The sequence below is a fragment of the Caballeronia fortuita genome (assembly GCF_001544835.2).
Classification (GTDB): Bacteria; Pseudomonadota; Gammaproteobacteria; order Burkholderiales; family Burkholderiaceae; genus Caballeronia; species Caballeronia fortuita.
Window position 1 is genome coordinate 1 of record NZ_FCNX02000038.1, and the last position, 6,297, is coordinate 6,297.

Genomic DNA, 6,297 nt, shown 5'->3' on the forward strand with positions numbered 1-6,297 from the left:
ACGTACTGACGATGATTATTGTCCTAAGACAAAAACCTTCCTCTGATACTTCGTGTGAGACTCTTGATACTTTTGCTATTGCTGCAGCACCTAAGCACTGCAACCGCACTCGCCATCAAGCGCCCACACTTATCGGCTGTTAGTTTTTAAAGAGCACATCGCAAGACCGTCAAACCCAACCATCGTCTTGCGTCGCTGCATCAGCAGCAGAGAAACGAGATTATGAAGAATCTTTTTCTCCTTGTCAACAGTATTTTTTGCTTTCGCTTCAAAAACTGCCGACTTTGGAGGCCGCTCGTTTCGCTCAGCGGCTCTCGTCTTGCGACGAGGGGCTGAATATTAGGTCAAGCAGACTCGAATGACAAGGTGATGAACCGACTTTTTTTGCGCCTGCTTCAATGCGTCGCTTTTACGCCGCCTACGACGAGCCCGATCGGCACTGTCGCCGCCATCGCCGCGTAACCCAAGTCGCTCGGGTGAATGTGATCGCCGCTGTCATATCGGCGTTGCAGCACGCTCGGGCGCGCCGGATCGCGCAGCGCCTGATCGAAGTCGATCACGCCGTCGAACGCGCGGCTCGAACGAATCGATTCGTTCACCGCCGTGCGGATCGCCTCGCGATCGGGCGGCAGCGAAGCCGGCGTCAACGTCGCGCCGTAAATCTTGACGCCCCGCTGATGCGCCTGCGCGATCAGCCGTTGATATCCACGCACAAGGGCATCGGCGTTGACTTCGGTATGCGGCGCATCGCAGTCGAGTCCGGAGTGCGCGGGCATCGCCATGAAATTTATGTCGTTGATGCCGATCAGCACGATGACAGCGCGCACGCCCGGGTGCCGCAGCGCGTCGCGCTCAAAGCGGCTCACAACCGCCTCGCCGTAGCAAGGCGAATTACTGAGCAATCGATTACCGCTGATGCCCGCATTCACCACCGCGACTTGCCCGCCACTCTTACCCGCGAGCTCCTTCCCGAGCGCGTCCGGCCAACGCCGGTTCGCGTTGATCGACGAGCGCATGCCGTCCGTGATCGAATCTCCGATCGCCACGACCGCCTGCGCCGACGCGTTTCCCACCGCCACGCTGGTCAGCCACGCATACTGGGTAAAACGCGCGCGGAACGCGCCCGCCGACGTGTCTTCAGTACGATCGCCCGGCGTCGAAATGTAATTCACCTGGCTCGACACGCGGTGCCACGCGACGAGCTTCTGCTCCTTCCCCATGAACATGCTGACCGCGACAGGCTGGAACGCCGCGACATCAAAACTTACCGGATCGCTCGTAGCCTGCGCGCCGGGCGCGACCGTCACGCTCTTGTGTCCGCCGAACAGCACAGGCCGAACGCTGCCGGCGCGCAGCGCGGCGCCGCTACCCGCAACCGCCCGCGCGACGCTCATCGATTCGACGACGAGCGGCTCCGTCCCGTATAGATTGCTGATCCGCAGACGCAGCCGCTTGCCCTCCAGTTGCGGATAAACCAACTGACGGACGGTGCGGCCGGCGACATCCGGCGCGCGATACAGCGGCGGAAGATTCGCCATTTGCGGAATCGACTGCAACGAAGTGCCCCACGCGCTGACCCAGTGTTCGTTGGCGGGCGATTCGGCGTTGTCGGCGGCGAACGCCTGCGGCGCGAAGTTGAACTGCGCGAGAAGCGTGGCCGCGCAAATCGCGGCGAGAACTCGAAGTTTCATTCGGCGATGGCGTTCGGAAAAGGCTCGATTGTGCCTTAAGTGTCACAAAGCGCGCGCCGCGAATCGCCCCGAGTACGCGCAAGCCGCAGCGATGCGCCCGAAATGGCCTCACAATGCTGCCAGTTCATTTTTCGCCGGCGCGACGATCGCGTGAGGCATCCATATAAATATGCAATCGAAAAGTTCAGCACCGCAACACCTCGCCTGGGACGAAGACGGCGAAAGCCGCACCGCCCGCTGGAGATCGGAAAGCGGCAATCCGCCGGCGAAGCGCGTCGTCATCGGGCACGATCAGATGACGGCCGATCACGCGTACCGGCTCGCCTGCGAAGGCACCGCGATTCTCTGGCGCGGCGACTTCCAGAACGCGCGGCAACTGTTGCAGGCGATGGCGCGTCGCATCGACAACAAGCCGCGCAAGGCAAAGAAGCCGGCGACGCCGACATCGCCCATCGATGCATTCAATCTGCACCGTCTCGCGCAGTCGCAACGCGCGCGCACGCTGGCAATGCTGATCCTCCCGCTCGACGAGCACTACGACATTCCGCTGCGCCGCGCGCCGAATGTGCGCGAGGCCTGTGAAGAAGCGTACGGTCCGCCGTCCGATGAAGCATCGGTCGTTTCGTTGCGTGAAGTGCTGGGGCTGGTAGGCGCGCACGAGTGGCGCAAGAAGGGCGTCGAAATTGGCGCGGTCGGCGGGCGGATTCATCCCTATTACGGCGTTTTCTCGCCGGTCCGGGGCGAGTATATCGATCTCGTCGCGAATCAGCCGCTTCCGTCGAAGGAACTTGCGTTCGATATCGGCACGGGAACCGGCGTCCTCGCCGCCGTGCTCGCGCGCCGCGGCATCGAGCGGATCGTCGCAACCGACGTCGATGCCCGCGCGCTCGACTGCGCCCGCGAGAATATCGGGCGGCTCGGGCTCGATCGACAGGTAAAGGTCGTCGAAACCGACATGTTTCCGGAAGGCCGCGCGCCGCTGATCGTCTGCAATCCGCCCTGGCTGCCCGCCCGGCCGAGCGCGACAATCGAGCACGCCATCTACGATCCGGACAGCCGCATGCTGCGCGGTTTTCTCGACGGCCTCGCCGCGCATCTGACGCCGGGCGGCGAAGGCTGGCTGATTTTGTCGGACTTCGCGGAACATCTGGGCCTGCGCACGCGCGCGCAATTGCAGGAATGGATCGACCATGCCGGACTCAAGGTCGACGGCCGAATCGACATCAAGCCGCGCCATTCGAAAGCGATGGACAAGTCGGATCCGCTACACGCCGCGCGCTCGGCGGAAGTAACGTCGTTGTGGCGGCTCGTCGCTGCTTGACCAAACCTGACCGGATCAGTCGCGCCCAGCCAGCCATGCGAGCGCGCCCTCACCCGCGACGAGCCCGCTTGCGAAGCACGCCGTCAGCAGATAGCCGCCGGTCGGCGCTTCCCAGTCGAGCATTTCGCCCGCGCAGAACACGCCCGGAAGCGCGCGCAGCATCGAGCGCGCGTCGAGCGCCTGGAATTCGACGCCGCCCGCGCTGCTGATGACCTCTTCGATGGGACGCGGCCGCAGCACGCGCAACGGCAGCGCCTTGATCCGCGCGGCGAGCGTGTCGAGATCGGCGAATTCTTCCTTGCTTGTGCACTCGCGCAGCAAACCCGCCTTCACGCCCGTCAGATGCAGACGGCTTTGCAGATGACTGGAAATCGAGCGCGCGCCACGCGGATGCAGCACTTCGTCGCGCACGCGCTCGGCTGAAAGCTGCGGCGCGAGATCCAGCAAGATCATCGCGCCCGCGCCGCCGTTCTCGTCGATCCGATCGCGGATCGGCGCCGACAACGCGTAAATCAGGCTGCCCTCGATGCCCTGATCGGTGATCAGACATTCGCCGACGCGCCAGTCGAGCGCGCCGTCCGCGCGCGCCACGCCGATCGCGACGGATTTCAACGGCTCGCCGGCGAAGCGGCTGCTGAAATGCTCGCTCCAGCCGACATCGAAACCGCAATTCGACGGCGCGAACGGACGCGTGTCCACGCCGCGCGCGGCAAGTATCGGCAACGCGCGGCCGTCCGAGCCGAGTTGCGGCCAGCTTGCGCCGCCGAGTGCGAGCAGAAGCGCGTCGTGCCGAACGCGTTTTTCGCCCGATGGCGTCGCGAAACGCGATATCGACGTACCTTCGTCGCCCCAGCCGAGCCAGCGATGCCGCATATGGAACGTCACGCCGGACGCGCGCAGCCGATGCAGCCACGCGCGCAGCATCGGCGCGGCTTTCATGTCGGTCGGAAACACGCGGCCCGAGCTGCCGACGAACGTCTCGACGCCCAGACCGTGCACCCAATCGCGCAGCGCGGCCGCGTCGAAGCGCGCGAGCAGCGGCGCGATGTCCGGGCTGCGCGCGCCATAGCGGACGAGAAACGCGTCGGCGGGCTCGGAATGCGTGAGATTCATGCCGCCCTTGCCGGCCATCAGGAATTTACGTCCGACGGAAGGCATCGCGTCGAACACATCGACGCGCGCGCCGCCCGCAGCGAGCGCCTCCGCGGCCATGAGTCCGGCCGGGCCTCCGCCAACGACCGCGACGTTCACCGATTCGATGTTTTCCATTGACGACGACATGCCTGAATAAAAGGAACGGAACGAGGCGACATTGTCGCATCGCCGCTCCGTCTCGCCGAAAGCTCCGCCGCCGCGCGTAAGTCATTAAATAACAAAAAAGAATTTGGCCGGCCGCGCTTGGGCCAGTACGATCCGGCGATTCATTGCATCGACAACTTTTTACTGATAGCCAGATCATGTCCGTATCTCTTGCGCCCGATCGCGCGAACGCCCGCGTTGACGCCGATTCGCGGCCGGTCATCAAAAGCGCCGCCGATGTCTCCAGTCTCGTCAACCACGGCGCCGCGATCGGCAGCGATGCGCGCGTGGTGGTCGCCATCGCGCTCGGCGGGATTTTTCTCGATGCCTACGATCTCGGCGCGCTCGCCTTCGGCATGAAGGACATCGCCCGCGAGTTCTCGCTGACGCCGACGGGCGCGGGATTCGTGGCATCCGCGATCACGTTCGGCGCGATCATCGGCGCGTTTCTCGGCGGTTATCTCACCGACAAGGTCGGGCGCTATCGCGTCTTCATGGCCGACATGTTCTTCTTCGTCGTCGCGGCCATTGCGTGCGCGCTCGCGCCCAACGCGTGGGTGCTCGGCGGTGCGCGCTTCGTGATGGGCCTGGGCGTCGGCATCGATCTGCCGGTCGCGATGGCCTTCCTCGCCGAGTTCTCGCGCTTGCAGGGGCGTGGCAACAAGGCGGCCCGCGTCGCGATGTGGTGTCCGGTCTGGTATGCGGCGATCAGCGTCTCGTATCTGCTCGTGCTCGGCCTGTACGCGGTCTTGCCCGCGCACAACGCCGGTTGGCTCTGGCGCCTGATTCTCGGTTTCGGCGCGGTGCCGGCGATCGCGATCATCCTGATCCGCAGCCGATATATGAGCGAATCGCCGGTGTGGGCCGCGAATCAGGGCGATCTGAAAGGCGCGGCCGCGATCCTGAAGCGCTCCTACGGCATCGATGCGCGCGTCGACGAAACCGCCGGCGTTGCGCCGAAAGCGCGGCGCGCGACGTGGAGCAACTACGGCGCGCTGCTGCGCGGCGTCTATCTGCGCCGGACGGTGCTGGCGACCGTCATCGCGATTGCGTCGTCGTTCGCGTATAACGCCGTCGCGTTCGGCTTGCCGGTCATCATTTCGAGCTTTCTTGCGCAATCGATGCTCACCACGATTCTCGCGTCGCTCGCGCTCAATCTATGCTTCGCGTTCGCGGGCGGCCTGTTCTCCGTGCGCACCGTGCCGAAATACGGCGCGTGGAAGCTGTCGTTCGTCGGCTATGCGTTCCAGCTGGCCGCGCTGGTCGGGCTCGCGATTGTCGGAAAGCCGTCGACGGGCGCGCAAGTCGTCGTCGCGATCGCGTTTCTCGCGGCGTTTCTGCTCGGGCAAGGCGTCGGGCCGGGCTCGCACAGCATGACGTTCGCGTCGCTGAGTTATCCGACGTCGCTGCGCGGCGTGGGCGTCGGCTTCAATCAGACGCTGATGCGCGCCAGTTCGACGGTCTCGCTCTTCCTGTTCCCGGTGCTGTCGGCGGCGCTCGGCACGAAGGTGTTCTGGATCATCGCCGTCGCGCCGCTCGCCGGGCTCGTCGCGCTGCTGGCGGTTCGCTGGGAACCGTCGGGCTATGACGTCGACGCGGAAGACTTCGCCGCGCAGCAGCCTCGCTAAGACTTTTCTCCGATTCCCCTTGAAGAGCGGCAGACGATGCTTCGTCTGCCGCTCTTTTCGTTTTCGCTCCCGCCTGAACTAGATTGGAAGCGCGCGCATCCGCGCGATCGAGTCCGCTTCTCTCATGCGGAGTTACCCGAGTACGTCTCAAAAACTCATTCACCGACCGTCCGGTCGGTTTATAATCGCCGGACAGCGACTTTCTCAGAGCGAGTGCCGACATGTACACGCAATCCCTGGACATCCCCAGCGCCACTTCCGCGGCAGACGGCGATCAGAACTCCGCATCCCCCGCCCAAACCCGCTTCGACGCGGTGATGCAAGCCGACGGCAAGATCGAGCCGCAGGACTGGATGCC

Annotated in this window: 4 protein-coding genes and 1 pseudogene; 3 read left to right on the plus strand and 2 right to left on the minus strand. The window is 64.4% G+C overall.

Annotation, left to right across the window (positions count from 1 at the left end; all coding sequences use genetic code 11):
- Positions 1 to 395 precede the first annotated feature (395 nt).
- Positions 396 to 1,691, minus strand: coding sequence for an SGNH/GDSL hydrolase family protein (locus AWB77_RS33910; RefSeq protein WP_061138828.1), 1,296 nt, complete (start codon positions 1,689 to 1,691; stop codon positions 396 to 398).
- Positions 1,692 to 1,860: 169 nt separating this feature from the next.
- Between AWB77_RS33910 and AWB77_RS33915 the strand changes: the two genes are divergently transcribed.
- Positions 1,861 to 3,012 (plus strand): methyltransferase, encoded by a 1,152-nt coding sequence (locus AWB77_RS33915; RefSeq protein WP_061138829.1) that lies wholly within the window; start codon positions 1,861 to 1,863, stop codon positions 3,010 to 3,012.
- Positions 3,013 to 3,027: 15 nt separating this feature from the next.
- Here AWB77_RS33915 and AWB77_RS33920 read toward each other — a convergent pair whose 3' ends face one another.
- A complete protein-coding gene (locus AWB77_RS33920) occupies positions 3,028 to 4,281 on the minus strand; it encodes a TIGR03862 family flavoprotein (protein ID WP_244158744.1) in 1,254 nt (417 codons plus the stop codon).
- Positions 4,282 to 4,469: 188 nt separating this feature from the next.
- Here AWB77_RS33920 and AWB77_RS33925 point away from each other — a divergent pair, with 188 nt between their 5' ends.
- Together AWB77_RS33925 and AWB77_RS37120 are read left to right on the plus strand one after the other, a co-directional pair.
- Complete coding sequence (locus AWB77_RS33925; protein ID WP_061138831.1) at positions 4,470 to 5,939, plus strand: MFS transporter; 1,470 nt, start codon at positions 4,470 to 4,472, stop codon at positions 5,937 to 5,939.
- Between the two features lie 221 nt (positions 5,940 to 6,160).
- Positions 6,161 to 6,297: pseudogene (locus AWB77_RS37120) on the plus strand (1,2-phenylacetyl-CoA epoxidase subunit PaaA); the annotation flags it as partial.